Origin of the sequence: Pseudomonas ceruminis (genome assembly GCF_021602025.1) — a bacterium.
In the GTDB taxonomy this organism is placed as follows: Bacteria; Pseudomonadota; Gammaproteobacteria; order Pseudomonadales; family Pseudomonadaceae; genus Aquipseudomonas; species Aquipseudomonas ceruminis.
In genome coordinates this window covers 225,673-251,442 of record NZ_BQHW01000005.1, presented here as the reverse complement: position 1 = coordinate 251,442, position 25,770 = coordinate 225,673, and the positions used below count along the sequence as shown (strand labels likewise).

Here is a 25,770-nt window from a genome sequence, read left to right as displayed (position 1 = left end):
TGGCTGTCGCCATCGCCGACAAGCCGGCGATGGCACCCCTTCAACCGTTATTACTTGTCAGCGTGATACGCCGCGTCTGCGGCCTCGAAACGTTGCACCATCGCCTGCGTCGGGCTGCCCAGCTTGCTCACCAGCACAATGGCGATGCTGGCAAGCAAGAAGCCCGGGATGATTTCGTACAGGCCCCAGGTGTCGATCTGCTTCCACAGAATCACGGTCACCGCACCCACCACGATACCGGCCAGCGCGCCGTTACGGGTCATGCCTTTCCACAGCACCGAAATCAGTACCACCGGACCAAAGGCAGCACCGAAGCCGGCCCAGGCATAGGCCACCAGGCCCAGCACGCGGTTTTCCGGGTTGGCGGCCATGGCGATGGCGATCAGGGCCACGGCCAGCACCATCAGGCGACCCACCCACACCAGTTCGACCTGGGAGGCGTTCTTGCGCAGGAAGGCTTTGTAGAAGTCTTCGGTCAGGGCACTGGAGCACACCAGCAGCTGACAGCTGAGGGTACTCATGACCGCCGCCAGGATGGCCGACAGCAACACACCGGCAATCCAAGGGTTGAACAGGATCTTGGCCAGCTCGATGAACACACGCTCGTGGTTCTCGGTAACCGGCCCCGCCAGTTCAGGGTTCGCGGAGAAGTAGGCGATGCCGAAGAAGCCCACGGCGCAGGTACCGGCCAGGCACAGGATCATCCAGGTCATGGAGATACGGCGGGCATTGGCGATCGACTTGACCGAATCGGCAGCCATGAAGCGCGCCAGGATGTGCGGCTGGCCGAAGTAGCCCAGGCCCCAGCCCATCAACGAAATGATGCCGATGAAGGTAGCGCCCTTGAGCATGTCGAAGTTGGCCGGGTTTTGCGCCTCAATGGCCAGCAGGGTGGTGTCGAAGCCGCCCGTGGAGATCAGCACGATGACCGGAGTGAGAATCAGCGCGAAGATCATCAGCGTGGCCTGCACGGTATCGGTCCAGCTCACGGCCAGGAAACCACCGACGAAGGTGTAGGCGATGGTCGCGGCGGCACCGGCCCAAAGGGCGGTCTCGTAAGACATGCCGAAGGTGCTTTCGAACAGGCGGGCACCGGCGACGATGCCGGAAGCGCAATAGATGGTGAAGAACACCAGGATGACGATCGCCGAGATGATCCGCAGCAGGCCACTCTTGTCTTCGAAGCGGCTAGCGAAGTAGTCCGGCAGGGTCAGCGCATCGCCGTTATGCTCGGTCTGCACGCGCAGGCGGCCAGCGACGAACAGCCAGTTCAGGTAGGCGCCGACGGTCAGGCCAATGGCGATCCAGGCTTCGGACAGGCCGGAGAAGTAGATGGCGCCCGGCAGGCCCATCAGCAGCCAGCCACTCATGTCGGAAGCGCCGGCGGAAAGCGCGGTAACCACGCTGCCCAGGCTACGGCCGCCGAGGATGTAGTCGGAAAGGTTCTTGGTGGAGCGATAAGCCGCGAAGCCGATCAGCACCATTGCCGCGATGTAGATCACAAAGGTGATCGTGATTGGATTGCCCATGCGTGTGCCCTGGCGTTTGTTTTTATCTCATGCACAACCGCAGCGAGACGGTTGCACCCAGGCGGCGCATCCTATGCAACAACGTAAAGCGGGTGCAACCATTTTTCATTTGCAAGTTGCACCCGCTCGTGCATTTTCAGTTAATGCCGCTTTTTTGCTCCCATTTGGAGCAAAAACCGGATTTTTCAGAATAAAACTCACCGAAAACGACGCATTTCGGGGCGCGACCCTGGGCGCCCGATGAGTTGCACCTTTTCCTCGATAAAATCGGGTTGCACCTGGTTGCACCCGAATTGTCCTACAGCTACTCTTGGCGCCAGCTTAGGCCACAGCCGTGGCCAATAACGAGGATAAGAAATGGCGACGACCACCCTTGGGGTCAAACTCGATGACCCGACCCGTGAGCGACTCAAAGCAGCTGCGCAGTCCATTGACCGCACGCCGCACTGGTTGATCAAGCAAGCGATCTTCAATTACCTGGAGAAGCTCGAGGGTGGTGCCACCCTGACCGAACTCAACGGTCACGCCAGCAGCCTTGCCGATGACGCCGGCGATGTACAACCAGAGCAGGTGCATCAGTGCTTCCTGGAGTTTGCCGAAAGCATTCTGCCGCAGTCGGTACTGCGCTCGGCCATCACTGCCGCCTATCGCCGCCCAGAGCAGGAAGTGGTGCCGATGCTGCTGGAGCAGGCGCGCCTGAGCGCACCATTGGCCGAGGCGACCAACAAGATGGCCGCCGGCATCGCCGAAAAGCTGCGCAACCAAAAGAGCGCAGGCGGACGCGCAGGCATCGTTCAGGGCCTGCTGCAGGAGTTCTCGCTGTCGTCGCAGGAAGGTGTGGCGCTGATGTGCCTGGCCGAAGCCCTGCTGCGCATCCCCGACAAAGGCACCCGTGATGCCCTGATCCGCGACAAGATCAGCAACGGCAACTGGCAGCCGCACCTGGGCAACAGCCCGTCGCTGTTCGTCAACGCCGCCACCTGGGGCCTGCTGCTGACCGGCAAGCTGGTTTCCACCCATAACGAATCCGGCCTTACCTCCTCGCTCACTCGCATCATCGGCAAGAGCGGCGAGCCGATGATCCGCAAGGGTGTCGACATGGCCATGCGCCTTATGGGCGAGCAGTTCGTCACCGGCGAGACCATCGCCGAAGCCCTGGCCAACGCCAGCCGCTTCGAATCCAAGGGCTTCCGCTACTCCTACGACATGCTCGGCGAGGCCGCACTGACCGAGCACGATGCGCAGAAGTACCTCGCCTCCTACGAGCAGGCCATCCACTCGATCGGCAAGGCGTCCCATGGCCGGGGCATCTATGAAGGCCCAGGTATCTCGATCAAGCTGTCGGCACTGCACCCGCGTTACAGCCGCGCCCAGTACGAGCGCGTGATGGAAGAGCTGTACCCGCGCCTGCTGTCGCTAACCCTGCTGGCCAAACAGTACGACATCGGCCTGAACATCGACGCCGAAGAGGCGGACCGCCTGGAGCTGTCGCTCGATCTGCTCGAGCGCCTGTGCTTCGAGCCGTCGCTGGCCGGCTGGAACGGTATCGGCTTTGTCATCCAGGCCTACCAGAAGCGCTGCCCGTACGTGATCGACTACGTCATCGACCTGGCCAAGCGCAGCCGCCACCGCCTGATGATCCGCCTGGTGAAAGGCGCCTACTGGGACAGCGAAATCAAGCGTGCCCAAGTCGAAGGCCTGGAAGGCTACCCGGTCTACACCCGCAAGGTGTACACCGACGTGTCCTACGTCGCCTGTGCACGCAAGCTGCTGGCCGTGCCAGAAGCCATCTATCCACAGTTTGCCACCCACAACGCCCATACCCTGTCGGCCATCTACCACATCGCTGGCCAGAACTACTACCCGGGTCAATACGAATTCCAGTGCCTGCACGGCATGGGTGAACCGCTGTACGAACAGGTCGTAGGCAAAGTCTCCGAAGGCAAGCTGAACCGCCCGTGCCGCGTGTACGCCCCGGTCGGCACCCACGAAACCCTGCTGGCCTACCTGGTCCGCCGACTGCTGGAAAACGGCGCCAATACTTCGTTCGTCAACCGCATCGCCGACCATTCCATCTCCATCCAGGAACTGGTCGCCGACCCGGTCGCCAGCATCGAACGCATGGGCACCCAGGAAGGCAGTATCGGCCTGCCGCACCCGCGCATCCCGCTGCCGCGCGAGCTATATGGCAGCGAGCGGGCCAACTCGGCCGGTATCGACATGGCCAACGAACACCGCCTGGCGTCGCTGTCCTGCGCCATGCTGGCTACCGCGCACAACGACTGGAAGGCCACCCCGCTGCTGGCCTGCGCCGCCAGCGAGGCGGCTGCCGCGCCGGTTCTGAACCCAGCCGACCACCGCGACGTGGTCGGCCATGTGCAGGAAGCCACTGTTGCCGACGTCGACAATGCCATCCAGTGCGCACTCAACGCTGCTCCGATCTGGCAGGCCACCCCGCCGGCAGAACGCGCCGCGATTCTCGAGCGCACCGCCGACCTGATGGAAGCCGAAATCCAGCCACTGATGGGCCTGCTCATCCGCGAAGCCGGCAAAACCTTCGCCAACGCCATCGCCGAAGTGCGCGAGGCCGTAGACTTCCTGCGCTACTACGCGGTACAGGCGCGCAACGACTTCAGCAACGACGCCCACCGTCCGCTTGGCCCGGTCGTGTGCATCAGCCCGTGGAACTTCCCGCTGGCAATCTTCACCGGCCAGGTGGCCGCCGCGTTGGCGGCCGGCAACCCGGTACTGGCCAAGCCGGCTGAACAGACCCCGTTGATCGCTGCCCAAGCCGTGCGCCTGCTGCTCGAAGCCGGGATACCCGAAGGTGTGCTGCAACTGCTGCCAGGCCGCGGCGAAACCGTCGGTGCCGGCCTGGTTGGTGACGAGCGCGTCAAGGGCGTGATGTTCACCGGCTCTACCGAAGTCGCCCGGCTGCTGCAGCGCAACGTCGCTGGCCGCCTGGACAACCAGGGCCGGCCGATCCCGCTGATCGCCGAAACCGGCGGCCAGAACGCGATGATCGTCGATTCGTCGGCGTTGACCGAGCAAGTGGTGATCGACGTCGTGTCCTCGGCCTTCGACAGTGCCGGCCAGCGTTGCTCTGCCCTGCGCGTGCTGTGCCTGCAGGAAGACTCCGCCGATCGTGTGGTGGAAATGCTCAAGGGTGCCATGGCCGAAAGCCGCCTGGGCAACCCAGACCGCCTGGCCGTGGACATCGGCCCGGTCATCGACGCCGAAGCCAAGGCAGGTATCGAGAAGCACATCCAGGGCATGCGCGAGAAAGGCCGCTCGGTCTACCAGGTGGCCATTGCCGATGCTGCCGAGGTCAAGCGCGGCACCTTCGTCATGCCGACCCTGATCGAGCTGGACAGCTTCGACGAGCTCAAGCGCGAGATCTTCGGCCCGGTGCTGCACGTGGTGCGCTACAACCGCCGCAACCTCGACCAGCTGATCGAGCAGATCAACAATTCTGGCTACGGCCTGACCCTCGGTGTGCACACCCGGATCGACGAAACCATTGCCAAGGTGGTGGAAAACGCCAATGCCGGCAACATGTACGTCAACCGCAACATCGTCGGGGCAGTGGTCGGGGTGCAGCCATTCGGTGGTGAAGGCCTGTCCGGCACCGGCCCGAAAGCCGGCGGCCCGCTGTACCTGTACCGCCTGCTCTCGACCCGCCCGGCCGACGCCATTGGCCGGCACTTCCAGCAGCAGGATGGCGAAGGCAAGCCGGACCGCACCCTGCACGAACAGCTGATCAAGCCGCTGCACAGCCTCAAGGCCTGGGCCGAGAACAACCAGCAGGCCGAACTGGCGGCACTGTGCACCCAGTTTGCCGGCCAATCGCAGAGCGGCATCGCCCGTCTGCTGCCAGGCCCGACCGGCGAGCGCAACAGCTACACCATCCTGCCACGCGAGCACGTGCTGTGCCTGGCGGATAACGAGGCTGATCTGCTGGCGCAGTTCGCTGCTGTATTGGCAGTCGGCAGCTCGGCGGTGTGGGTGGACGGCGAACCTGGCAAGACCCTGCGCGGCCGCCTGCCGAAAGAGCTGCAGGCCAAGGTCAAGCTGGTGGCGGACTGGAACAAGGATGAAGTGGCGTTCGATGCCGTGATCCACCATGGCGATTCGGACCAGCTGCGCAGCGTGTGCCAGCAGGTGGCCAAGCGCGCTGGTGCGATCGTCGGTGTGCACGGGCTGTCCAGCGGCGATCATCAGATTGCGCTGGAGCGCTTGGTGATCGAACGGGCGGTGAGTGTGAACACTGCGGCGGCGGGCGGTAACGCCAGCCTGATGACCATTGGTTGAGGCTAGGGGTTGTTGAAGAAAAGGGAGAGCTTCGGCTCTCCTTTTTTATGGGTGGTTGTCTTGGGATGTGTGGCGCCTGCGAAATCAAGCGCCGCCCGCGCGGCGCACCGCGAGCGAAGCTCGCATGCCTGTGGGATGTGCGCGCGAATGCCTTGGCGCATACCTCGATATCACGAAGTACGGCAAAACCACCAGATGCTCCATCCCTTAATCACCTCTGAGGCAAGTAATCCCCCAAGCCATAGCCAACTATTGATTTCCGCCATGACCATGGGGACAAGCAAAACCACCGAAATCGACGGAACAACAAAAAAAATCCTTAACGGTATCTGTGCCGCCGCCAAAAACACTACCAATCTTTGATACTTGAAAAAACCAATACATGTCACAAGAATTGAGACTTGCAAAAGCAACCCGGCCCAAATTAAAGCGTCCGAGCCACCCCAATTCCGTACCACCTCAAGCCCACTATTAACATCCGACCAAAAAGGGACTGCACCCCGAGCAATACTACGCACACAGTACAGGGCAATATAAAACGCATCCATGCTCGCCCATAGCAAGAACATAAGCTGGTGTTTATTTATTTTCGAGAGCATCAATATGCCCCCTTTCGATATTCATATTCCTCGCAAGGAACAGCTGGACGCCAGTGCCAAGATTCCCCCGTAATTGCCCACTCATCATCAGCTTCCACGTAGTTTTGCGTTATCCGATTGCCCCAAAGGCAGACTGCAAGCCCTCCAAAAATCGCACAGCCCAGGCAAGGTCATATTATTCTGCAATGCTTTTTCAACTACTGCACGAGCAAAAAACGGATCTTCAATATTTTCCAGGTCTTCTTTCCAAGCGTCGCGCCACTTGCAAATCCTGTCCATAGAACACCTCCACAGATTTATCTCACTTTCCATCCTTGCTGTTGCAGAAGCGTTCCGTATAGCGCGTAGGAATATTCCTGTTGCGCTTACCAAGGAGATCTCGAGCAACAGCTGGCCACAGGTTCCTCATCAACCCGTCTATGCCTTTCTGAACAGGAGAATCTGTGGCTGAACATCATCTGAATCAATGATGGTGGCCATCCCCAAAAGGCCAACCTTAGACTCGGCCCAAGCCCGCCCCAGGAGCGCCCCCATGCCCGAGACCCTGCTCAGCCCCCGCAACCTCGCCTTTGAACTGTACGAAGTCCTCGACGCCGAGGCCCTGACCCAGCGCCCGCGCTTCGCCGAACACAGCCGTGAAACCTTCGACGCGGCACTGACCACGGCCCGCACCATCGCCGAGAAGTACTTCGCCCCGCACAACCGCAAGGCCGACGAGAACGAGCCGCGCTATGTGGACGGTCGCGCGGAGCTGATTGCCGAGGTCAAACCGGCGGTCGATGCCTTTCTCGAAGCCGGCTTTCTCAACGCCAACCGCGACTTCGAGGTGGGCGGCATGCAACTGCCCAGCCTGGTCTCACAAGCCTGCTTCGCCCACTTCCAAGCCGCCAACGCTGGCACCACGGCCTACCCGTTCCTGACCATGGGCGCGGCCAACCTGATCGAGAGCTTCGGCACCGAGGAACAGAAGCGTCTGTTCCTGCAGCCGATGATCGAAGGCCGCTTCTTCGGCACCATGGCCCTGACCGAACCCCATGCAGGCTCGTCGCTGGCCGACATCCGCACTCGCGCAGAACCCGCGGGCGACGGTAGCTACCGGCTCAAAGGCAACAAGATCTTCATTTCCGGCGGCGATCATGAGCTGTCGGAAAACATCGTGCACATGGTGCTGGCCAAGCTGCCCGACGCACCGCCCGGGGTGAAGGGCATTTCACTGTTCATCGTGCCCAAATACCACGTCAACCCGGACGGCAGCTGTGGCCCGCGCAACGATGTGCTGCTGGCGGGCCTGTTCCACAAGATGGGCTGGCGCGGCACCACCTCTACCGCCCTGAACTTCGGCGACAACGGCCAGTGCGTCGGCTACCTGGTGGGTCAGCCGCACCAGGGCCTGGCCTGCATGTTCCAGATGATGAACGAGGCGCGTATCGGCGTAGGCATGGGGGCGGTGATGCTCGGTTACGCCGGCTACCTGTATTCCCTGGAATATGCACGCCAGCGGCCGCAGGGCCGGCTGCCTGACAACAAGGACCCGCACAGCCCGGCAGTGCCGATCATTGGCCACGCTGACGTGAAGCGCATGCTGCTGGCGCAGAAAGCCTACGTAGAAGGTGCCTTCGACCTGGGGCTTTACGCCGCGCGACTGTTCGACGACACCCAGACCGCCGCCGACGAAAGCACCCGAGAACAGGCGCAGCAGTTGCTCGACCTGCTGACCCCGATCGTCAAATCCTGGCCTTCGGCATACTGCCTGAAGGCCAACGAGCTGGCGATTCAGATCCTCGGTGGCCACGGCTACACCCGCGAGTACCCGGTGGAGCAGTACTACCGCGACAACCGCCTGAACCCGATCCACGAGGGTACCGAGGGCATCCAGTCGCTGGACTTGCTCGGTCGCAAGCTGGCGCAGCACAACGGCGCCGGCCTCAAGCGACTGATCCGCCTGATCGCCACTACCGGGGAGCGCGCCAGCCACCACCCCAACCTCGACCCGCTGCGCCAGCCACTGGAGCAACTGGTCAACCGCCTGCAAAGCGTCACCCTGGCCCTGCTTGGCGACCTGGCCCAGGGCAAGGTTGCCGGCGCCCTGGCCAACTCGGCCCTGTACCTCAAGGCCTTCGGCCACAGCGTTATTGCTTGGCGCTGGCTGGAACAGGCGATCCATGCCGAGCTTGGCCTGCTCAAGGGCAACGCCGCAGACCGTGACTTCTACCTGGGCAAGCTGCAGGCGGCGCGTTATTTCCTGACCTGGGAAGTACCGGGCTGCCATAATGAGCTGGCATTGCTCCAGGCACGTGACGACACCTGCCTCGCCATGCAAGAGGGGTGGTTCTAGGGGGAGCCGCCACTGACTTGGAGGTTCCCACATGTTCGATTCCAGCGCCTTGCTGCGCCAGCGTTTCAACGCGCTGCGCAGCACGGCCGAGATGTTTTCCCTGCGCCATGTGAAGCAGTCGCACCAGGCGCTTTCGGTCAGGCGCAACGTAACCGAACCGCCGTTCTTCAGCCAGGACGAAGGCGCCATGCTCACGGTGCGCGTGCAGGGCGTGGAAGCCTACGCTGCCACCGCTGACCTGTCCCAGGCAGGCCTGCAGCGAGCCCTGGAACAGGCCGAAGGCTTGGCCCGGCAGATCGCTGCCAGAAGCCTGCTCGACCTGCACGAACAACCCGTGACCAGCGCCCGCCACGACCACGTTTCGCCCAACTTCGACCAGCCCTTGCCCACGCTCGCCGACTGCCTGGGCCTGCTTGCCGCCGAATCGGCAAGCGTGCCAAAGGACAGCCGGCTGGTGGACTGGCAGGCCAGCCTCGGCCAGAGCCTGGTCGAGCAGACCTACCTGAACAGCGCCGGGGCCGAGCTGCGTCACGCCCAGCGCTTTCTGTTCCCAGGCCTGAGCGTGACCGCCAGCGACGGCCGGGACAGCCAGAGCCGAAGCCTGGGCCGGGACAACTTCGGCCAACAGGGCGGTTTCGAAATCGTCGAACGTTGCGGCCTGGTCGGCGCTGCCCGCCGTGTCGCCGACGAAGCGATGCAACTGCTGCTGGCGCCCAACACCCCCAGCGGTGCGCGCGACTTGCTGCTGATGCCTGACCAGATGATGCTGCAGATCCACGAGTCCATCGGCCACCCGCTGGAGATGGACCGCATCCTCGGCGACGAGCGCAACTACGCTGGCACCAGCTTCGTCAAAGCGAGCGACTTCGGCCATTTGCAGTACGGCTCGCCACTGCTCAATGTGACGTTCGACCCAACCATCGGCGAAGAGCTGGCCAGTTACAGCTTCGATGATGATGGCACCCAGGCGAGCAAGCAGTTCCTCATCCGTGATGGCCTGCTGCTGCGCCCGCTGGGCGGTGCCCTGTCGCAGTTCCGCTCCGGCCTGGATGGTGTCGCCAACAGTCGGGCCTGCAGCTGGAACCGAGCACCGATCGACCGTATGGCCAACCTCAACATCGAGCCGGGCAATCAATCGCTGGAGCAACTGATTCAGGGTATCGAGCACGGCATCCTGATGCGGACCAACCGCTCCTGGTCCATCGACGATGCACGCAACAAGTTCCAGTTCGGCTGCGAGTGGGGCCAATTGATCGAGAACGGCGAGCTCAAAGGTGTCGTCAAGAACCCCAACTACCGTGGCATCTCCGCGCAGTTCTGGCGCAACCTGTCGGCAGTCGGCGACCGCAGTACCTTCCAGGTGCTGGGCACGCCCAACTGCGGCAAGGGCGAACCCAATCAAGTGGTGCGGGTCGGCCACGCCTCGCCGGCCTGTGTGTTTCGCCAGATCGATGTATTCGGAGGAGACGCCTGATGAAGCACGCCTTCGAAGCCTTGGTTGCGGCGGTGCGCGCCGCCCTGCAAGCGGGCGAGCAGTTCACCCTGGGCTACAGCGCAGAACAGTCGCAATTCGTGCGTTTCAACCACGCCAAGGTGCGCCAGGCCGGTGAAGTGAGCCAGGCCAGCGCACAGCTGCGGCTGGTGCGCGATGGGCGCCAGGCGGAACAGCAGGTGACCTTGAGTGGTGACGTGCAACTGGATGGCCAACGCCTGAGCGATGCGCTTGAGCAACTGCGCCAGACCTTGCCGCTGCTGGCCCTCGACCCTTACCTGCGCCTGGACGAAAGTGCCTGGCACAGCCACAGCCTACAGGACCACTCCCTGCCCGAACTGGACGAAGTACTGGCCCTGCTCGACCGTGAAGCGGGCGACCTGGACCTGGTCGGGATCTACGCCGCCGGCCCGATCTGTCGGGGTTTCGCCAGTTCGTTCGGGGCCTTTGGCTGGCACCAGGCCAACAGTTTCAACTTCGACTGGAGCCTGTTCCACGAAAATGGCCAGGCGGTGAAGGCCAACTATGCCGGCCAGCTGTGGAGCGCCGACGACTTCATCGCACGCTTGCGCCAGGCACGGGAGCAACTGGGTTTCCTCGGCCGCCCGGCAGTCACCCTCAAACCCGGCAGCTACCGCGCCTATCTGGCGCCTGCGGCCATGGACGAAATCGCCAGCATGCTGTGCTGGGGCGGTTTTTCCGCGCAGGCCCTCGCCACCGGCAACAGCGCCTTGCAACGCCTGTATAACGGCGATGCACGGTTAAGCCCGCTGGTGAGTTTCACCGAGCAGGTCAGCGGCTCGCTGAGCCCGGCGTTTTCCGATGAAGGCGCACCACGCCTGGATGTGCCGTTGATCCAGCAAGGCGAGGCGCAGCAACGGTTGATCTGCGCCCGCAGTGCGGCCGAGTTCGAGCTGCTGGCCAATGGCGCGGACAGCTACGAATCGCCCTGTGCGCTGAGCCTGGCAGCGGGAAACCTGGCCAGCGCACAGGTTCTTGAGCGGCTCGGCACTGGCCTTTACATCAGCAACCTGTGGTACCTGAACTACTCTGACCTGCCGGCAGCGCGCATGACCGGGCTGACCCGGTTCGCGACCTTCTGGGTGGAAAACGGGCAGATCCAAGGGCCAGTGAGCACCATGCGCTTCGATGACAGCCTGTACAGTTTGCTGGGCAGCCAGCTGGAGGACCTGACCCAGGAGCGCGAGATGATCTTGTCGACCAGTACCTATGGCCAGCGCAGTACCGGATCGAGCCATTTGCCCGGGGCACTGGTCAAAGGTCTGACCCTGACATTGTGATTGGCATTACCGGCCCTTTCGCGGGGCAAGCCCGCTCCCACAGGGATCTCACCACATCAAAGGGCAGTGGAGATCCTGTGGGAGCGGGCTTGCCCCGCGAAGAGGCCGGCACAGACAAAAGAGGACGTCATGCCTGTGCGCACCCCGCTGGACCCTGTCACCGCCCGCTGGATCCCGTGGGTGGTAGCCATCGCCTTCTTCATGCAGTCCCTGGACGGCACCATCCTCAACACCGCCCTGCCGGCCATGGCCCGCTCGCTAGAAGAAGATCCGCTGCGCATGCAGGGCGTGATCATCGCCTACATGCTCACGGTGGCCCTGCTGATTCCCGCCTCGGGATGGATTGCTGATCGCTTCGGCACCAAGCGCATCTTCTTCAGCGCGATCTTGCTGTTCAGTTTCGGCTCACTCCTGTGCGCCGCGGCCAACAGCCTCGGTTTCCTGATCTTCGCCCGCGTCGTGCAGGGCCTGGGCGGCGCACTGATGCTGCCGGTCGGGCGCCTGGTGGTGCTGCGCGCCTACCCGCGTACCGAGCTGGTCCGGATCATGAGCTTCATCACCATCCCTGGGCTGCTTGGGCCGCTGCTTGGCCCGACGCTGGGTGGCTGGCTGGTCGAGATCCTCACTTGGCACTGGATCTTCCTGCTCAACCTGCCCGTGGGCGCGCTGGGCTGCTACGCCGTGTGGAAGTTCATCCCTGACCTGCGCGGCACCGAGCGCACCACCTTCGATGGCCCCGGCTTCATCCTGTTCGGGGCAGCAATGGTGCTGATCACCATCGCCATGGAAGGCCTGGGCGAGCTGCACCTGCCGCACTTGCGGGTCATGCTGCTGCTGTTTGCCGGCATGGCCTGCCTGGCCGCGTACTGGCTACGCGCCGGCCGCGACCCCGAGCCCCTGTTCTCACCCAGCCTGTTCCGCGTGCGCACCTTCGCCATCGGCATCCTCGGCAACCTGTTCGCGCGCTTGGGCAGTGGTGCCCTGCCCTTTCTGGTACCGCTGCTGTTGCAGGTGGCGCTGGGCTACTCGCCAGCCCAGGCGGGTATGAGCATGATTCCGCTGGCGGCAGCGGCGATGGTCGCCAAGTCGATTGCCCGGCCACTGATCGAGCGGCTCGGCTACCGCATCATCCTCACCGGCAACACGCTGCTGCTGGGGTTGCTGTTGGCCAGCCTGGGCCTGGTCAACGAGCAGACCCCATATGCCGTGCTGCTGGTGCAACTGGCGCTGCTGGGTGCGGTGAACTCCCTGCAGTTCACCGCCATGAACACAGTGACCTTGATCGACCTCGACGACGCCAGCGCCAGCAGCGGCAACAGCCTGCTGTCGGTGGTCGCGCAGCTGTCGCTGAGCCTGGGCGTGGCGTGTGCTGGTGCACTGCTCGGCGGCTTCACCGCGGCCGGTAATGCCGATGGAGTGGAAACCACCCTGGGCGCATTCCAGCTGACCTTCGTCACCATCGGCGTCATGGCCATGCTGGCGGCGGCGATCTTCCTGCAACTGGCTCCGACGGACGGAAGGCGTGCCCGTCGTCCGGAACCGCACATGGAGTCGTAGGGCGAATGGCCATGAGGCTGGTAGACTATGCGGCATTTTTCGCTTCGCACCGCAGGCCCGCCTCGTGACCACCGAATCCACCGCTTTTGCCACTCTGCCGCTGTCCGCCGCCATGCTGGCCAACCTGGACGCCCTGGGCTACGCCTCGATGACGCCCATCCAGGCCCAGAGCCTGCCCGTCATCCTCAAGGGCCAGGACCTGATTGCCCAGGCCAAGACCGGTAGCGGCAAGACCGCGGCCTTCGGCATCGGCCTGCTCAACCCGCTCAACCCGCGCTACTTCGGCTGCCAGGCGCTGGTCCTGTGCCCGACCCGCGAGCTTGCCGACCAGGTCGCCAAGGAACTGCGCCGCCTGGCGCGCGCCGAGGACAACATCAAGATCCTCACCCTGTGCGGCGGCGTTTCGCTCGGCCCGCAGATCGCCTCGCTGGAACACGGTGCGCACATCATCGTCGGCACTCCAGGCCGCATCCAGCAACACCTGGACAAGGGCACCCTGGTGCTCGACGGGCTCAATACCCTGGTACTGGATGAAGCCGACCGCATGCTCGACATGGGCTTCTTCGACGCCATCGCCAGCATCATCGGTAAAACCCCTTCGCGCCGCCAGACCCTGCTGTTCTCAGCCACCTACCCGGCTGGCATCGAGCAACTGGCCGCTGACTTCATGCGCAAGCCGCAGCAGGTCAAGGTCCAGAGCCTGCACGCCGACAACCAGATCGAGCAGCGTTTCATCGAGATCGATCCGCAGCAGCGCCTCGAAGCCGTGACTCGCGTGCTCGGCCACTACCGCCCGCAGTCCTGTGTGGCGTTCTGCTTCACCAAGCAGCAGTGCGAAGACGTGGTCGCCCACCTGACCGCCAAGGGCATCGTCGCCCAGGCTCTGCATGGCGATCTCGAGCAGCGCGACCGCGACCAGGTGCTGACCCTGTTCGCCAACCGCAGCAGCTCGGTGCTGGTGGCTACCGACGTGGCGGCCCGCGGCCTGGATATCGATGGCCTGGACATGGTCATCAACGTCGAGCTGGCCCGGGATGCCGAAATCCATGTGCATCGCGTTGGCCGTACTGGCCGCGCTGGCGAGAAAGGCATCGCCATCAGCCTCGTGGCGCCGGCCGAAGGCCATCGCGCCCAGGCCATCGAGGCACTGCAGAAAAGCCCGTTGCGCTGGGACCAGCTGGACAGTCTGAAAAACAAAGGTGGCGAGCCCCTGCTGCCAGTGATGACGACCTTGTGCATCGCGGCTGGGCGCAAGGACAAACTGCGCCCGGGTGACATCCTTGGCGCCCTCACCGGTGATGCGGGTATCCCTGGCAAGCAGGTGGGCAAGATCGCCATCTTCGACTTCCAGGCATTCGTGGCCGTGGAGCGGGCGCTGGCAAAGCAGGCCATGCAGCGTCTGAACAACGGCAAGATCAAGGGGCGCGCCCTTAAAGTCCGAATTATCTAAATACTCTTGGGGCTGCTTTGCGGCCCATTCGCGGGGCAAGCCCGCTCCCACACGTTATTCACCGCCTGCCCTGCGGCCCCTGATAGCAAGAGGTTTCCCCGTGCACACCACCGACGTGATCATCCTCGGCGCCGGCGCTGCCGGCCTGATGTGCGCCCAGCTCAGCGCCCGCCGTGGCCGCCGGGTGCTGCTGCTCGACCACGCCAACAAGCCAGGCAAGAAGATCCTCATGTCCGGCGGCGGGCGCTGCAACTTCACCAATATGTATACCGAGCCGGCCAACTTCCTCTCGCAGAACGCGCACTTCTGCAAGTCAGCCCTGGCCCGCTACACCCAGTGGGACTTCATCGAGCTGGTCGCCAAGCACGGCGTGCCGTACCACGAGAAAAAACTTGGTCAGCTGTTCTGTGACAACAAGGCCAGCGACATCCTCAACATGCTGCTGGCCGAATGCGACGCCGCCGGTGCCCAACTGCGCATGGAAACCCGCATCGAGCAGATCGAGAAAACCGAAGACGGCTACTGGTTGCAGACCAGCGCCGGCCCGTTCGCCTGCCAGTCGCTGGTGATCGCCACCGGTGGCCTGTCGATCCCGACCTTGGGCGCGACGGGGTTTGGCTACCAAGTGGCCCGGCAGTTCGGTCACACCCTGCTGCCAACCCGCGCCGGACTGGTGCCGTTCACCATCACCGAGCCCCAACTCAAGGCATTGTGCACCGAGCTGTCGGGCACCTCGCTGGACTGCACCGCCAGTTGCAATGGCACCAGCTTCCGGGAAAACCTGCTGTTCACCCACCGCGGCCTGAGCGGGCCGGCGATCTTACAGATTTCGTCGTTCTGGGAGGCCGGCGACACCGTCGAGATCAACCTGCTGCCCGACCGTGATGCACTGGCCTGGCTGCAGCAACAGCAAAGCGAGCGCGCCAACGCTGAACTCAAGACCGTGCTGGGTGAAGTGTTCACTCGCAAGCTGGCCAACCTGCTGGCCGAGCAGTGGTTCGAGTCCAGGCCTATGAAGCAATACACCCCCGCAGAGCTGACGCGCATCGCCGAGCAACTGGCAGCCTGGCAGGTGGTACCGGCCGGCACCGAAGGCTACCGCACCGCAGAAGTGACGTTAGGCGGCGTGGATACCCGCGAAGTGTCGTCCAAGACCATGGAATCCTTGAAAAGCCCTGGGCTGTACTTCATTGGCGAGGTCCTGGACGTCACCGGCCACCTGGGCGGGTTCAATTTCCAGTGGGCCTGGGCATCGGCCAACGCTGCGGCGCAGTTCGTGTAGAGTAGAATCCATTCAGCAGCACGGAACGCTTCTTGCTGGTCCGTGCGGCAATGCATTCATTCGATTACTGCCAGCAGGCCATCATGTCATCGAGCTCGTTCCGCCATTCATTGCGTCGCCTGTGGGGCCAAGACAAGTTCAGCTACGCCATCCGCGTCACCATCGCGCTCACCGGCAGCATGGCCTGGTGCTGGTACCAGAACGAGATGAGCCTGCTCATCCCGCTGTTCCTCGGCATTATCGCCAGCGCCCTGGCCGAGACCGATGATGGCTGGCAAGGCCGCCTCAGCGCGCTGTTCGTCACCCTCGTGTGCTTCGCCATCGCCGCGCTGTCGGTGGAGCTGCTGTTCCCTTACCCCTGGGTCTTCGCCCTGTCCCTGGCCCTGGCGGCGTTCTCCCTGACCATGCTCGGCGCCTTGGGCGAACGCTACGGCGCGATCGCCTCGGCCACGCTGATCCTTTCGGTCTACACCATGATCGGCGTGGACCAGCGAGGCGGCGAAGTCACCGACTTCTGGCACGAACCCTTGCTGCTGGTGGCCGGCGCCACTTGGTACGGGCTGCTGTCGGTGTTGTGGCAGGCGCTGTTTTCCAACCAGCCGGTGCAGCAGAGCCTGGCCAGGCTGTTTTTCGAGTTGGGCACTTACCTCAAGCTCAAGGCCAGCCTGTTCGAACCGATCCGCACCCTGGATATCGAGGCCCGTCGCCTGGAGCTCGCCCAGCAAAATGGCAGGGTGGTGGCCGCGCTCAATGCCGCCAAGGAAATCATCCTGCACCGGGTCGGCAACAGCCAGCCCAACTCCAAGGTCAGCCGCTACCTCAAGCTGTACTTCCTGGCCCAGGACATCCACGAACGGGTCAGCGCCTCGCACTACCCCTACAATGCCCTGACCGAGGCCTTCTTCCACAGCGACGTGATGTTCCGCTGCCAGCGCCTGCTGCGCAAACAGGGTTCGTCCTGCCAGGAGCTGGCGCGCTCGATACGCCTGCGCCAGCCGTTTGTCCTAGCCACCGGCTTCGCTGAGGCCCTGGAAGACCTCAATGCCTCGCTGGAGCACCTGCGTATCCAGAGCAACCCGGCCTGGCGCGGCCTGTTGCGCTCGCTACGCGCCCTGGCCGCCAACCTCGCGACGCTGGACCGCCTGCTCGGTGCCGCCAGCAACCCGGACAGCCTGGCCGACGCCAGCGACAGCAGCCTGCTCGACCGTTCGCCGCGCAACCTCAAGGATGTCTGGAAGCGCCTGCGCACCCAGCTCACCCCCACCTCGCTGCTGTTCCGCCATGCGCTGCGCCTGTCGCTGGCGCTGTCGGTGGGCTACGGCATGGTGCACCTGATCCACCCGACTCAAGGCTACTGGATCATCCTTACCACGCTGTTCGTCTGCCAGCCCAACTACGGCGCCACCCGGCGCAAGCTGGTGCAGCGGATTTTCGGCACGGCCATCGGCCTGACGGTCGGCTGGGCACTGTTCGACCTGTTCCCCAACCCGCTTATCCAGTCGGCGTTCGCGGTGGTGGCCGGGGTGGTGTTCTTCGTCAACCGCACCACCCGCTATACCCTGGCCACGGCGGCGATCACGCTGATGGTGCTGTTCTGCTTCAACCAGATCGGCGATGGCTATGGCCTGTTCCTGCCGCGGCTGTTCGATACCCTGGTAGGTAGCCTGATCGCCATCCTGGCGGTATTCCTGTTCTTGCCCGACTGGCAGGGGCGGCGGCTGAACAAAGTTCTGGCCAACACCCTGGCCTGCGCCAGCGAGTACCTGCGCCAGATCATGCAACAGTATGCCCACGGCAAGCGTGATGACCTGGCCTACCGGCTGGCCCGACGCAACGCGCACAACGCCGACGCCGCGCTATCCACTACGCTGGCCAACATGCTCATGGAGCCAGGGCACTTCCGTAAGGAAGCCGACGTGGGCTTCCGCTTCCTGGTGTTGTCGCACACCTTGCTCAGCTATCTCTCAGGGCTGGGGGCACACCGGGACACGGCACTGCCAGCCGAAGTGCATGAACAGTTGATCGAGGGTGCCGGGCAGACACTGGCTGCCAGCCTTGATGAAATCGCCAACGGCTTGGCCGCGCGGCTGCCGGTGGCGATCCACAGTGACGCCGAAGAAGCCCTGGCCGCTGCCCTGGAGCAGATGCCTGAAGAGCTGGATGAGCACCAGCGCTTGGTACAGACCCAGTTGGCGCTGATCTGCAGGCAGTTAGGGCCACTGCGGACATTGGCTGGGCATTTGATCAAAGAGCCGGCGCCGGCCTGAGACACTGCGTTGCTGCACGGGCATTTGGCGGGCAACGACGCTCAGAAGCCATGCTGACGCAGTAGCCGTTGATAGCTGCCGTCTGCCTTCATGGCCGCGATGCTGCGCTCGAACCGCTCGACGATCTGCTGATGTTCCGGGTGCTTGAGGCTCACCATGATATGCAAGGTGTTTTCACTCAGGGGTGGCTCGACCAACACCACCGCCTCGCGCACCTGCTCGGGCTCGCGCTGCAGGTTGTAAAGCGCCACGTATTCATCCTCCACCGCCAGGTTCACCCGGCCTGCCGCCAGCATGCGTACTGCCGACGAAAAGTTGCGCACCGGCACCTTGTGCAGGCGGTTGTCGCCATCGAACTCAGGGGAGTAGGCGTAATCCCGCACCACGGCAATGCTGTAGGGATACAAGTCCGACTGGCGCCTGTAGCGCACCGTGTCGCCCTTGCGCTGCAGCAGGCGAATGCGGTTACTCAGGTAGGCGTTGGAAAACTGACCGATGCTGGCCCGCGAATCGTTGTACCAGGCGTTGATCAGCACGTCGTAGCGCCCTTTGCTCACGCCCTGCAGCGCCCGTGCCCAGGGCGCCTCTTCGAAGACACTCGTGTAGCCGGCGCGCGCCAGCGCCGTGGTGACGATGCTGGTTGCCAGGCCGCCGCCCGGCATACTGACATCGGTGAACGGTGGCCAGCTGTCCGCTACCAACCGTAGCCTGTCGCGCCCAGGGGCGGGCGTTGCCAGCATCATTGCCAGTAAACCCAGTACACAAAGCACTGGCCGCATGCTCGAGTCCTTCTGCGATGGAGGGCGCACACTGTGAAGTGGTCTTGTCTGCAACTGCCGATGAGATTACACAAAGCGCTTGTGCAGGGCAGCGGCCAATAGTGTCATTTAGCCTCTATTTTGGCCGAGGCGCCTACCTCATGCGATGATCGACGTCCCATTCAAGGAGTTCACCCATGTCCATCGACTGGCTATGCAAACACCACACCGACCTCAGCAAGGACCAGCTCTACGCCATTTTGCAATTGCGCACCGAGGTCTTCGTGGTCGAGCAGCGCTGCGCGTACCAGGAAGTGGATGGCCAGGACTTGAAGGGCGATACCCTGCATCTGATGGCCTGGCAGGATGACAAGCTGGTGGCTTACCTGCGCCTGCTCGACCCGCAATCCCAAGGGGGTGAGGTGGTCATCGGGCGCGTGGTGACCTCACCCGCGGCGCGCGGGCTGAAGCTGGGGCATCCGTTGCTGCTCAAAGGGCTGGAAGCTGCACAACATTGCTGGCCGGGGGTGCCAGTTTACTTGTCGGCTCAGGCGCATCTGCAAGGGTTCTATGCCCGTCATGGGTTTGAAGTGGTGGGTGAGCAATACCTGGAAGACGACATTGCGCACATTGGAATGCGTAAGGGCTGAGCGCGCCGGGAGCGCGTTGCGCCCCTTTCGCGACACCCGATTGTTCACGGATACCCCAGTACTTCCCGTATCCGCCGCAGATTCTGGATGATCCACTGCTTGTCGATAGCGCCCCAGTCATGGATGCGATAATGCCCGGCATGGTTACGCGCACCTTCCTGTTGCTCGAACTCGCAGACGATGTCCAGGTCTGCCAGGGCGGCAATGGTGTCCTGCGCCGTGCGCCGTGGCATGCCGGTGGCCTCCATCAACGCGGGCACGCTGGTGGCAGTCTGGCTGTCGATCAGCCAGGCCACATACAGGCGGCGATAGAAACTGCTCTTGGTCTTGCTCACATCCATGCTGCTTGGTCCTTACAGATTACCTGGCAGCTCCCGATAGGTCAGGTACACGCGCAGGTCGAATTCCAGTTGGTGGTAGTCCGGCTCCATGTGCTGGCAGAGCTGGTAGAACGCTTTGTTGTGATCGCGCTCACGCAGGTGTGCCAGTTCGTGCACCACGATCATGCGTAGAAACTGCGGCGCCGCGTCCTTGAACAATGACGCGATGCGGATTTCCTTCTTCGCCTTGAGGTTGCCACCCTGCACCCGCGACACCACAGTGTTGAGCCCCAGTGCTCGGTGAGTGAGGTCCAGGCGGTTGTCGAACAGCACCTTGTCCAGGCTTGGCGCACTGCGCAGGTATTGCTGGCGCAGCGCCTGGGCATAGCTGTACAGCGCCTTGTCGCTCTGCACGTCATGTCGCCCGGGGTATCGACGCTGCAGATAGTCGCCCAGGCGGTCGCTGTAGATCATCTGGCGCACCTGTTCCTGCAGATGCGGCGGGTAGGCTTGCAAATAGCGTAATACGGTCATGGCACGGCGGTCGGCGTAACAAAAGCCGATTCTAGCCAATCACGGACGCGGCCAGGAAAAAAATGCCGGAAAGCCGCTGGCGTCGGCAGCGGTCATCGGGTGGGCGACCAGAAACCCCTGCACATAGGTACACCCATTGGCCTTGAGCCAGGCCGCCTGAGCCTGGGTCTCAACCCCCTCGGCGATGACCGTTATGCCATAGGCCTCACACAGGCCCATGACACTGCGCACCAACGCAGCGTCCGCCGCCGAGCTGGGCAGGCGCGCCACCAGGTGCCGGTCCAGCTTCAAGGTGTCGATCGGCAGGTCGCGCAGCATGCGTAGCGAGCAGTCGCCAGCGCCAAAATCGTCCAGCGCTACGCGCACACCCAGCGCACGCAGGCGGTGGACCTGCTTGATCGCCGCGTCGATGTTGTACATCAGCGACGTCTCTGCCACTTCGACCTCCAGTTGCGCCGGGTCGAGCTGGTAGTCATGAATCACCCGCTGCAGCTCCTCGGCCAGGCCAGGCAGGGTGAATTGCGCACGGCTCAGGCTGATGGCGACTACCAGAGATGGGGGAAAGCGCTGCCGCCAGGCCTGGCGCTGCGCCGCACTCTGGCGATAGATCCAGCCGGCCAGGCGATTGATCAGCCGTGCCTCCTCCAGCAACGGAATGAACAACCCTGGGGGCACATCACCGACGCTGGGGTGCTGCCAGCGCAGCAACGCCTCAAAGCCCCGCAGTTGCCCGTCGGCAATGCCGACCTGGGGTTGATAGACCAGGCTGAAGTCGTTGGCCGCGACAGCATTGCGTACGCTGTCTTCGAGCATCAAGCGCGAACGCGCCCGGCCGTTGAGCTCCTGATCATAGAAACGGTATTGCTGGCGCCCGGCCTGTTTGGCGGCATACATGGCCGCATCAGCCGCTCGCAGCATGCCTTCGACCGTGGCGCCGCAGTCCGGGTAGGTGGCAATACCAATGCTGACGCCCAGGCAGATATCCAGGCCCTCCACCTGTTGCTGGACAGACACGCGCTCGAGCAACTGCTCGGCAAAGCGCCCGGCTTGCTCAGGGTAAGGCAGGCTGTCGAACAGTGCGGTGAACTCGTCACCGCCCATGCGTGCAAGCAACGCCTCATTGCCAAGGCAGTCCTTGATCTGTTCGGCCACCCATCGCAACACGCGGTCACCCGCCTCGTGACCCAACGAGTCGTTGATCCGTTTGAACCCGTCCAGGTCCATGTACATCAAGGCCTGGGCCTTGTCCGAGCGTTCGTTGCGCAGCAGCACGCCTTCTGCTGCCTGATAGAAACCGCGCCGGTTCAGCAAGCCGGTAAGAGGGTCGGTCACCGCCTGGTATTCGAGCTGCTGGTGCAGGTTGCGCACCACCGACATGTCCAGCACGGTCACCACCATGGCCTTCTGATCGGCGGGCAGAGGCGCGCAGGACAGTGCCACCGGCACCAGATGGCCGCCCTTGGTGCGTAGATGAGCATCGTGTACCCGGAAGATTCGCCGCCCGAGGTACGCCTGATAAAAGTCGGATTCGTTCCACAGGGTTGCGTTGGGCAGTTGCACCAGCTCGAGCAGATCAACGCCCTGCAGCAACTCGACCGGCGCTTCCAGTAGCCGTGAGATGGCTGGGTTGGCAAAGCTGATGGTACCGCACGCGTCGATCACCAGGATGCCTTCGGCGGCATTCTCCAGGATCGAGGCATTGAAGGCCCTGGCAGCCTCAAGCTCGCCAGTGAGTTGCTGCAGCATGCGCCGGTTACGCTGCTGATCCAGCTGGGCTTGCACCTTGGGCTTGAGGATGTGCGGATCGAAAGGCTTGAACAGGTAGTCCACCGCGCCACTGGCATACCCCTTCAGCACGGCGGCGTCTGACTGTTCGTTGGCAGTGAGAAAGATGATCGGGGTCAGCCGTGTACGTTGGCTGCCGCGCATCAGCCGGGCGACCTCGAAGCCATCCATCTCGGGCATCTGCACGTCCAGCAGGACCAGGTCGACATCGTGTGCGAGCAAAGCGGCCAAGGCTTCCTTCCCAGAGCTGGCCGTTAGCACCTGCCAATTTTCGCGCGCCAGCAAGGCGCGCATACTAATGAGGTTTTCGGGGTAATCGTCTACCACCAAAAGAACCGAGTGGCCATCTGGTGGTTGAGGGTAAGCGCCATCCATGCTGCTTCTCTTGTGTGACCAACTTCAACTTGCAGGTGAATCCGATTAACACTCTAGACTCGAGGTTGCAACACGCAATGCAATCAGAACGCTATCAATGGATTAATCCAGGATAGTCGACCAGCGGTCGTGTACTGTTCCGGCGGCCATAAAAAAACCCGCATTTCTGCGGGTTTTCAGAACTGCCAGTGGCTCAGTTGACCTTGGCGGCCAGCTCACCTTTCAGGTAACGCTGGAACATGCCTTCCAGGGAGATCGGCTTGATCTTCGAGGCATTGCCGGCGGTGCCGAAGGCTTCGTAACGGGCGATGCACACGTCACGCATGGCTTTTACGGTTTCACCGAAGAACTTGCGCGGGTCGAACTCGCTCGGGTTCTGCGCCATCAGGCGGCGCATGGCGCCGGTGGAGGCCAGGCGCAGGTCGGTGTCGATGTTGACCTTGCGCACGCCGTGCTTGATGCCTTCGACGATTTCTTCAACCGGTACGCCGTAGGTCTCTTTGATGTCACCGCCGTACTGGTTGATGATCGCCAGCCACTCTTGTGGTACCGAGGAAGAACCGTGCATCACCAGGTGGGTGTTGGGGATACGCTTGTGGATTTCCTTGATGCGGTCGATTGCCAGCACGTCACCGGTAGGCGGCTTGGTGAACTTGTAGGCACCGTGGCTGGTACCGATGGCAATGGCCAGGGCGTCGACCTGGGTCTTCTTGACGAAGTCGGCGGCTTCTTCCGGGTCGGTCAGCATCTGGCTGTGGTCCAGCACGCCTTCGGCGCCGATACCGTCTTCTTCACCGGCCATGCCGGTTTCCAGGGAACCCAGGCAGCCCAGTTCGCCTTCCACCGATACGCCACAGGCGTGCGCCATGGCAACGGTCTGTTGGGTAACGCGGACGTTGTACTCGTAGTCGGTCGGGGTCTTGCCGTCTTCGCCCAGCGAGCCGTCCATCATCACCGAGCTGAAGCCCAGCTGAATGGAACGCTGGCAGACGTCAGGGCTGGTGCCGTGGTCCTGGTGCATGCACACCGGGATGTGCGGGAATTCTTCGATGGCGGCCAGGATCAGGTGGCGCAGGAACGGCGCACCAGCGTATTTGCGGGCGCCGGCCGAGGCCTGGACGATCACTGGGGAGTCGGTCTTGTCGGCCGCTTCCATGATGGCGCGCATCTGCTCGAGGTTGTTGACGTTGAAAGCCGGAACGCCGTAACCGAACTCGGCGGCGTGGTCCAGCATCTGGCGCATGCTAATGAGTGCCATTGTGTATCTCTCTCCCGACAAGCGTCGTTTGTTTCGTGCAAGCCTGCCGCAGGGGCGGTTGCTGTTCAAGTAGTGTGGGCCACCAGCGCGGCCCGGCCAGTCACGGTGCCTTGCAGCCCCGCCCAATCAGATCGTTGGTTGCCACCCAGTACACCAGGCCTTCATCGCCCTTGGTATGGAAGGCCAGCACGCTGTCGCTGTACATCGCGCCCGAGGCGCTCGGCTCCGCCTTGAGCCGGTAGACCTGGTCACCGCCCCCCAGGCGCACGTCGACCGAGTCCTGTTGCGCGTCAGCGAAGCGCCAGAGCACTTCGGCCTGGCTGTCACAGACCCAGCGGGTCCAGTTGTCTGCCGGGGCGGGTTGCGCCGGCTGCAGCAGCGAGCATCCTGCCAGTGTCGCCAGGGCCATCGCGGCCATCAGCGCTTTCATTAAATTACTCCGATAGGGGCTGCTTTGCAGCCCATCGCCGGCAAGCCGGCTCCAAGTACGGCCCCAGTGCTCAAGACCACAAATCAACCGCTTGGTTGCCAAACCGCCGATCAAGGGCAGCCTGGCGCCAGGCGCTGGTGCTCTTCGTCATACTTTTCCAGGCCGACCGGGCCCAGGCGCTTGTTGATTACCGGCACGGTCTCGGCCTGCCACTCGGACTGGTAGCACCCGCCCTTGGGCGGGTGTGCCGGGTCGGCGTCCGAGGACCGGCTGCTGGAGCAGGCGCCCAGCAAGACGGCCAGGATCATCACAGGCAATTGCTTGACCATCAGGTCGCTCCCTTTGCCAGGCGCCGCCATTGTCAGGCTTTTGCCCGCTCTTCCAGGATCGCCACGGCAGGCAGTACCTTGCCCTCGACGAACTCGAGGAATGCACCGCCACCGGTAGAAATGTAGGAGATATCAGCGCCGACGCCATACTTGTCGATGGCGGCCAGGGTGTCGCCACCACCGGCGATGGAGAATGCGGCGCTGCCGGCGATGGCTTCGGCCAGCACCTTGGTGCCGTTGCCGAACTGGTCGAACTCGAACACGCCAACCGGGCCGTTCCACAGGATCGTCTTCGACGCCTGCAGCAACTGGGCGAAGTGGGCTGCGGTTTGTGGGCCAATATCAAGAATCATGTCGTCAGCGGCAACGTCGGCGATAGCCTTGACGGTGGCTTCGGCGCTTTCAGCAAACTCCTTGGCAACCACGACGTCCACAGGCAGCGGCACGCTGACTTTGGCAGCGATGGCTTTGGCCGTATCAACCAGGTCCGGCTCGTACAGCGACTTGCCGACCGGATGGCCGGCAGCGGCCAGGAAGGTGTTAGCGATGCCACCCCCGACGATCAGTTGATCGCAAACCGCGCTCAGGCTGTTCAGCACGTCCAGCTTGGTGGAAACCTTGGAACCGGCAACGATGGCGGCCATTGGCTTGGCCGGGGCTTTCAGGGCCTTGCCCAGGGCGTCCAGCTCGGCGGCCAGCAGCGGGCCAGCAGCAGCTACCTTGGCGAACTTGGCAACACCGTGGGTAGAACCTTCAGCGCGGTGGGCAGTGCCGAACGCGTCCATCACGAAGACGTCGCACAGCGCGGCGTACTTCTGCGCCAGCTCGTCAGCGTTCTTCTTTTCGCCTTTGTTGAAGCGCACGTTCTCGAACAGCACCAGGTCACCGGCCTTGACCTCGACCCCGTCGAGGTAATCGGCGACCAGCGGCACGTCGCGGCCCAGGGCCTTGCTGAGGTAGTCGGCAACCGGCTTGAGGCTGTTCTCGGCCGAGAACTCACCTTCGGTCGGGCGGCCCAGGTGCGAGCAGACCATTACCGCCGCGCCCTTCTCCAGGGCCAGCTTGATGGTCGGCAGCGCAGCCAGGATGCGCGCGTCGCTCGCTACCACACCGTCCTTCACAGGCACGTTGAGGTCTTCGCGGATCAGTACGCGCTTACCTTGCAGGTCGAGGTCGGTCATCTTCAACACGGTCATGAATGCAGTCCT

Annotated in this window: 21 protein-coding genes; 10 read left to right on the top strand and 11 right to left on the bottom strand. The window is 63.1% G+C overall.

From position 1 onward, the window contains the following. Window positions 1–50: 50 nt before the first annotated feature. On the bottom strand, window positions 51–1,529 hold the full coding sequence (putP, locus tag L6D80_RS08625) for a sodium/proline symporter PutP (protein ID WP_054900275.1): 1,479 nt from the start codon (window positions 1,527–1,529) through the stop codon (window positions 51–53). On the opposite strand from putP, the gene L6D80_RS08620 reads away from it, so the two are divergent. Then, the gene (locus L6D80_RS08620; protein ID WP_176512543.1) at window positions 1,528–1,773 is read left to right on the top strand and encodes a hypothetical protein; all 246 of its coding nucleotides are present in this window, start codon (window positions 1,528–1,530) and stop codon (window positions 1,771–1,773) included. The genes putP and L6D80_RS08620 overlap by 2 nt on opposite strands. Window positions 1,774–1,886: 113 nt before the next feature. Next, window positions 1,887–5,840 (top strand): trifunctional transcriptional regulator/proline dehydrogenase/L-glutamate gamma-semialdehyde dehydrogenase, encoded by a 3,954-nt coding sequence (gene putA, locus L6D80_RS08615; RefSeq protein WP_176512544.1) that lies wholly within the window; start codon window positions 1,887–1,889, stop codon window positions 5,838–5,840. Window positions 5,841–6,010: 170 nt separating this feature from the next. Here putA and L6D80_RS08610 read toward each other — a convergent pair whose 3' ends face one another. Then, window positions 6,011–6,439 (bottom strand): hypothetical protein, encoded by a 429-nt coding sequence (locus tag L6D80_RS08610; protein ID WP_223849205.1) that lies wholly within the window; start codon window positions 6,437–6,439, stop codon window positions 6,011–6,013. A gap of 87 nt (window positions 6,440–6,526) precedes the next feature. Continuing rightward, window positions 6,527–6,718, bottom strand: a complete 192-nt coding sequence (locus tag L6D80_RS08605; protein WP_176512546.1) for a hypothetical protein — start codon at window positions 6,716–6,718, stop codon at window positions 6,527–6,529. Window positions 6,719–6,971: 253 nt separating this feature from the next. Between L6D80_RS08605 and L6D80_RS08600 the strand changes: the two genes are divergently transcribed. From L6D80_RS08600 to yccS, 7 genes are all read left to right on the top strand, one after another. After that, a complete protein-coding gene (locus tag L6D80_RS08600; protein WP_176512547.1) occupies window positions 6,972–8,774 on the top strand; it encodes an acyl-CoA dehydrogenase in 1,803 nt (600 codons plus the stop codon). A 31-nt stretch (window positions 8,775–8,805) separates the two neighbouring features. Continuing rightward, entirely contained in the window at window positions 8,806–10,248 is a 1,443-nt protein-coding gene (locus L6D80_RS08595) for a TldD/PmbA family protein (protein WP_176512548.1), read from the top strand. Then, entirely contained in the window at window positions 10,248–11,567 is a 1,320-nt protein-coding gene (locus L6D80_RS08590; RefSeq protein WP_176512549.1) for a TldD/PmbA family protein, read from the top strand. The genes L6D80_RS08595 and L6D80_RS08590 overlap by 1 nt, the downstream gene beginning before the upstream one ends. 129 nt (window positions 11,568–11,696) lie before the next feature. Beyond that, on the top strand, window positions 11,697–13,124 hold the full coding sequence (gene mdtD, locus L6D80_RS08585) for a multidrug transporter subunit MdtD (RefSeq protein WP_054900281.1): 1,428 nt from the start codon (window positions 11,697–11,699) through the stop codon (window positions 13,122–13,124). A gap of 112 nt (window positions 13,125–13,236) precedes the next feature. Then, window positions 13,237–14,574: an ATP-dependent RNA helicase DbpA gene (gene dbpA / locus L6D80_RS08580; RefSeq protein WP_232963978.1), complete on the top strand. Its 1,338-nt coding sequence runs from the start codon at window positions 13,237–13,239 to the stop codon at window positions 14,572–14,574. Window positions 14,575–14,674: 100 nt separating this feature from the next. Beyond that, window positions 14,675–15,856: a BaiN/RdsA family NAD(P)/FAD-dependent oxidoreductase gene (locus L6D80_RS08575; RefSeq protein ID WP_176512550.1), complete on the top strand. Its 1,182-nt coding sequence runs from the start codon at window positions 14,675–14,677 to the stop codon at window positions 15,854–15,856. Between the two features lie 83 nt (window positions 15,857–15,939). After that, entirely contained in the window at window positions 15,940–18,123 is a 2,184-nt protein-coding gene (gene yccS / locus L6D80_RS08570; protein WP_054900386.1) for a YccS family putative transporter, read from the top strand. A gap of 41 nt (window positions 18,124–18,164) precedes the next feature. Here yccS and L6D80_RS08565 read toward each other — a convergent pair whose 3' ends face one another. After that, complete coding sequence (locus L6D80_RS08565; protein ID WP_054900284.1) at window positions 18,165–18,902, bottom strand: substrate-binding periplasmic protein; 738 nt, start codon at window positions 18,900–18,902, stop codon at window positions 18,165–18,167. 176 nt (window positions 18,903–19,078) lie between these two features. Here L6D80_RS08565 and L6D80_RS08560 point away from each other — a divergent pair, with 176 nt between their 5' ends. Continuing rightward, a complete protein-coding gene (locus L6D80_RS08560; RefSeq protein ID WP_054900285.1) occupies window positions 19,079–19,531 on the top strand; it encodes a GNAT family N-acetyltransferase in 453 nt (150 codons plus the stop codon). Between the two features lie 44 nt (window positions 19,532–19,575). On the opposite strand, the gene L6D80_RS08555 is transcribed toward L6D80_RS08560, so the two are convergent. The 7 genes from L6D80_RS08555 to L6D80_RS08525 form a co-directional block, all read right to left on the bottom strand. Beyond that, window positions 19,576–19,872, bottom strand: a complete 297-nt coding sequence (locus tag L6D80_RS08555) for a winged helix-turn-helix domain-containing protein (protein ID WP_054900286.1) — start codon at window positions 19,870–19,872, stop codon at window positions 19,576–19,578. A gap of 12 nt (window positions 19,873–19,884) precedes the next feature. After that, window positions 19,885–20,385 (bottom strand): M48 metallopeptidase family protein, encoded by a 501-nt coding sequence (locus tag L6D80_RS08550; protein ID WP_176512551.1) that lies wholly within the window; start codon window positions 20,383–20,385, stop codon window positions 19,885–19,887. Window positions 20,386–20,424: 39 nt separating this feature from the next. Next, window positions 20,425–22,545 carry a putative bifunctional diguanylate cyclase/phosphodiesterase gene (locus tag L6D80_RS08545; protein WP_176512552.1) on the bottom strand — a complete coding sequence of 707 codons (2,121 nt, stop codon included), beginning with the start codon at window positions 22,543–22,545 and terminating at the stop codon, window positions 20,425–20,427. A gap of 193 nt (window positions 22,546–22,738) precedes the next feature. After that, window positions 22,739–23,803 carry a class II fructose-bisphosphate aldolase gene (gene fba, locus L6D80_RS08540; protein ID WP_008093958.1) on the bottom strand — a complete coding sequence of 355 codons (1,065 nt, stop codon included), beginning with the start codon at window positions 23,801–23,803 and terminating at the stop codon, window positions 22,739–22,741. A 100-nt stretch (window positions 23,804–23,903) separates the two neighbouring features. After that, window positions 23,904–24,233 (bottom strand): MliC family protein, encoded by a 330-nt coding sequence (locus tag L6D80_RS08535; RefSeq protein ID WP_054900289.1) that lies wholly within the window; start codon window positions 24,231–24,233, stop codon window positions 23,904–23,906. A 110-nt stretch (window positions 24,234–24,343) separates the two neighbouring features. Then, window positions 24,344–24,562 carry a hypothetical protein gene (locus L6D80_RS08530; protein ID WP_054900387.1) on the bottom strand — a complete coding sequence of 73 codons (219 nt, stop codon included), beginning with the start codon at window positions 24,560–24,562 and terminating at the stop codon, window positions 24,344–24,346. A 32-nt stretch (window positions 24,563–24,594) separates the two neighbouring features. Beyond that, complete coding sequence (locus L6D80_RS08525) at window positions 24,595–25,758, bottom strand: phosphoglycerate kinase (protein ID WP_176512553.1); 1,164 nt, start codon at window positions 25,756–25,758, stop codon at window positions 24,595–24,597. Between the last annotated feature and the right edge of the window lie 12 nt (window positions 25,759–25,770).

Bases quoted from the DNA above. Each gene is read 5' to 3' on its own strand.
- L6D80_RS08620 (WP_176512543.1), top strand. From the start codon at position 1,528: ATGCGTGTGCCCTGGCGTTTGTTTTTATCTCATGCACAACCGCAGCGA.
- putP (WP_054900275.1), bottom strand. From the start codon at position 1,529: ATGGGCAATCCAATCACGATCACCTTTGTGATCTACATCGCGGCAATG.
- putA (WP_176512544.1), top strand. From the start codon at position 1,887: ATGGCGACGACCACCCTTGGGGTCAAACTCGATGACCCGACCCGTGAG.
- L6D80_RS08610 (WP_223849205.1), bottom strand. From the start codon at position 6,439: ATGCTCTCGAAAATAAATAAACACCAGCTTATGTTCTTGCTATGGGCG.
- L6D80_RS08605 (WP_176512546.1), bottom strand. From the start codon at position 6,718: ATGGACAGGATTTGCAAGTGGCGCGACGCTTGGAAAGAAGACCTGGAA.
- L6D80_RS08600 (WP_176512547.1), top strand. From the start codon at position 6,972: ATGCCCGAGACCCTGCTCAGCCCCCGCAACCTCGCCTTTGAACTGTAC.
- L6D80_RS08595 (WP_176512548.1), top strand. From the start codon at position 8,806: ATGTTCGATTCCAGCGCCTTGCTGCGCCAGCGTTTCAACGCGCTGCGC.
- L6D80_RS08590 (WP_176512549.1), top strand. From the start codon at position 10,248: ATGAAGCACGCCTTCGAAGCCTTGGTTGCGGCGGTGCGCGCCGCCCTG.
- mdtD (WP_054900281.1), top strand. From the start codon at position 11,697: ATGCCTGTGCGCACCCCGCTGGACCCTGTCACCGCCCGCTGGATCCCG.
- dbpA (WP_232963978.1), top strand. From the start codon at position 13,237: ATGCTGGCCAACCTGGACGCCCTGGGCTACGCCTCGATGACGCCCATC.
- yccS (WP_054900386.1), top strand. From the start codon at position 15,940: ATGTCATCGAGCTCGTTCCGCCATTCATTGCGTCGCCTGTGGGGCCAA.
- L6D80_RS08565 (WP_054900284.1), bottom strand. From the start codon at position 18,902: ATGCGGCCAGTGCTTTGTGTACTGGGTTTACTGGCAATGATGCTGGCA.
- L6D80_RS08560 (WP_054900285.1), top strand. From the start codon at position 19,079: ATGTCCATCGACTGGCTATGCAAACACCACACCGACCTCAGCAAGGAC.
- L6D80_RS08555 (WP_054900286.1), bottom strand. From the start codon at position 19,872: ATGGATGTGAGCAAGACCAAGAGCAGTTTCTATCGCCGCCTGTATGTG.
- L6D80_RS08550 (WP_176512551.1), bottom strand. From the start codon at position 20,385: ATGACCGTATTACGCTATTTGCAAGCCTACCCGCCGCATCTGCAGGAA.
- L6D80_RS08545 (WP_176512552.1), bottom strand. From the start codon at position 22,545: ATGGATGGCGCTTACCCTCAACCACCAGATGGCCACTCGGTTCTTTTG.
- fba (WP_008093958.1), bottom strand. From the start codon at position 23,803: ATGGCACTCATTAGCATGCGCCAGATGCTGGACCACGCCGCCGAGTTC.
- L6D80_RS08535 (WP_054900289.1), bottom strand. From the start codon at position 24,233: ATGAAAGCGCTGATGGCCGCGATGGCCCTGGCGACACTGGCAGGATGC.
- L6D80_RS08530 (WP_054900387.1), bottom strand. From the start codon at position 24,562: ATGGTCAAGCAATTGCCTGTGATGATCCTGGCCGTCTTGCTGGGCGCC.
- L6D80_RS08525 (WP_176512553.1), bottom strand. From the start codon at position 25,758: ATGACCGTGTTGAAGATGACCGACCTCGACCTGCAAGGTAAGCGCGTA.